A 1,237-nucleotide genomic window follows, 5' to 3' on the forward strand; every position below is an offset into this window, starting at 1 on the left:
CCTGGACCCACCCCGGCCACCACCCGGCCGGTCCCGGCCCCCCGCGCCGTCCGGGCCGCTCCACCCACCCCGGCCACCGTCCGCCCCCGCCACTTCAGCCGGGGTCACCACCCGGCAGGTCACCTCCGTCTCAGCCGCCCGGGCCACCGTCCGGCCGGTCCCGGCCCCCGCGCCGTCCCGGCCGCTCCACCCACCCCGGCCACCGTCCGGCCGGTCCCAGCTACTTCAGCCCGGGTCACCACCCGGCCGGTCCCCGCTGCGTCACCCGTCCGGGCCACCGTCCGGCCGGTCCCCGCTACTTCAGCCCGGGCCGCCACCCGGCTGGTCACCTCCGCTTCGGCCGTCCGGGCCACCCGGGCTCTGCCGGCCACACCGGAACCCCGGCCGCACCGACCGGCCACCCGGACTGCCCGGGCCACCGCTTCAGCCACCCCACCCGTCCGGCCCGTCCCGCCCACCTCACCCACCCGGGCCACCGCTGCAGCCGCCCCGGCCCCCACCCGCTCCGTGCCGGCTGCCAGCCCGCCCGCCTCCTGCCGGTCGCGCCGGCGTCCCGGCCCGGCACCCCACCCCGGGGCGGCCCGGGGCCGGGACCGGCGTCCTGCCGCCTCCCCACGTCCTGACCACCGGTGAACGGGGCCCCGTGACCGCTTCCCGCACCACCCGCCGACACCCCCGCACCCGCACCCGTACGGGCAAGGCGGCGGCCCTCCGCGCCCTGGCCCTGGCCGTCTGCCTGGCGGTGACGACCCTCGCCACCGGCTGCCGAGAGGACACCGCCCCGGCCTGGGACTACCCGCGGCTCGCCGCCACCCTGAACGCCCTGTCCACCGCCCTCGCACAAGGCTGCGCCACCCCCGACCCCGACCACTGCGCCGGCAGCCTCGACCGCCTCGACACCCTGGCCCGGCGCGCTTTCACCGAAGTGCTCGACCACCGCCTCCTCGACCAGGCCTGCCTCGACGCCGAGAGCGACGTACGCCGGGCCAGAACCCTCCGCCTGGCCGCCGCCATCACCGCCCGGTCACCGGCCCCGGCCCAGTCACCGGCCCGGTCTCTTCAGGACCCCCATCGCCTCGCCCTCGCACGGGCGGTCGCCGCCGAACAGGCCGCCTACCGCCGCCTGCTGGCCGCCCTGGAGAAGGTCCGCGCCACCCCGCCCCCGGGCGCGGTGACCGGACCCGCCTGACCCGGCGCCCGCCCGGCACATCCCGCCCCGGCACATCCCGCCCCACCC

1 protein-coding gene is annotated in these 1,237 nt (G+C 80.0%); it reads left to right on the top strand.

The features are described from left to right. The first annotated feature begins 643 nt into the window (after nt 1-643). Complete coding sequence (locus IH80_RS0138360; protein ID WP_030966553.1) at nt 644-1,189, top strand: hypothetical protein; 546 nt, start codon at nt 644-646, stop codon at nt 1,187-1,189. Nucleotides 1,190-1,237 lie beyond the last annotated feature (48 nt).

The organism is Streptomyces sp. NRRL S-378 (assembly GCF_000720645.1).
In the GTDB taxonomy this organism is placed as follows: Bacteria; Actinomycetota; Actinomycetes; order Streptomycetales; family Streptomycetaceae; genus Streptomyces.